The 1,142-nt window shown below is 68.9% G+C and carries 1 pseudogene; it reads left to right on the forward strand.

Annotated elements, in window-relative coordinates:
* Positions 1 to 101 precede the first annotated feature (101 nt).
* A pseudogene (locus sphsw_RS11570) lies at positions 102 to 1,142 on the forward strand (TonB-dependent receptor plug domain-containing protein); the annotation flags it as partial.

Below are 1,142 nucleotides of genomic sequence, written 5' to 3' on the forward strand. Positions count from 1 at the left end.
GGAATCATGGCCGGACCGACCGACGCGGCGCGGTGAAGCGGCATAATCCTGCGACAATTGGCCCCTAGGTGCCGGGGTCAGGTCGATGGGATATCAGGGTTATGCGTACACTGGGTTTGATGCTGGCGGTGAGCCTGCCGGCGATGGCGGCGGCGCAACAGGCGCCTGCGCCGGTGCCGGCGACAGAGGGCGCGCAGACGGACGGCGCTGCAGCCGAGCCGGAGGATAGCGTCGAGGGCGAGGAGATCGTCGTCACCGGATCGCGCAAGCTGCCCGGATCGGTGGTCGGCGACATTCCGCCCGATCAGACCTTGGGGCAGGCGGACATCCGCTCCTACGGCGTCAGCTCGGTGTCCGACCTGCTCGCCGAACTCAGCCCGCAGACGACGAGCGGGCGCGGCAGCGGGGGTGCGCCGGTGGTGCTGCTCAACGGGCGGCGCATCTCGAGCTTTTCCGAAATCCGCGACATCCCGACCGAGGCGATCCAGCGCGTCGAGATCCTGCCCGAGGAGGTCGCGCTGAAATATGGCTATCGCGCGGATCAGAAGGTCGTGAACTTCGTGCTGCGCCGCCGCTTTCGCGCGGTGACCGCGGAGGCGATCGACCGGATGCCGACCGAGGGGGGGACGAACACGCCGCAGGCCAAGCTCGACCTGCTGACGATCGCGCGCGACCGGCGGGTCAACCTGCATGCCGAATATGCGACGAGTTCGGCGCTGACCGAGGCGGAGCGCGACATCGTGCCGATCGCGGGGGGCAACGGCAGCGGGGCGGTGGGAGCGGGCGGCACGGTCGTCGATCCGACGCCGTTCCGCACGCTGCAGGGCCAGACGAGTACCTTCACCGCGAACAGCGTCTATGCGCGCAACATCTTCGGCAATGTCGGCGCGACGATCAACGGACGGCTCGAATCGACCGACAGCCGCAGCCTGAACGGCCTGCCCGTCGCGGCGCTGACGCTGGCGGACGGGAGCGTGATCAACCGTGCGCTCGACGATCCGGGCTTCCTGCCGCTGGCGCAGCGCGCGTCGTCGATCGCGGCGCATCTGGGCACAACGCTGAACGGCGATGTCGGCACGTGGCGCTGGACGGTGACGGGCAATTACGATCGCAGCGATACGCAGACCTTCACCGACACCGGC

It is taken from the genome of Sphingomonas sp. FUKUSWIS1 (assembly GCF_000733135.1).
In the GTDB taxonomy this organism is placed as follows: Bacteria; Pseudomonadota; Alphaproteobacteria; order Sphingomonadales; family Sphingomonadaceae; genus Sphingomonas; species Sphingomonas aerolata.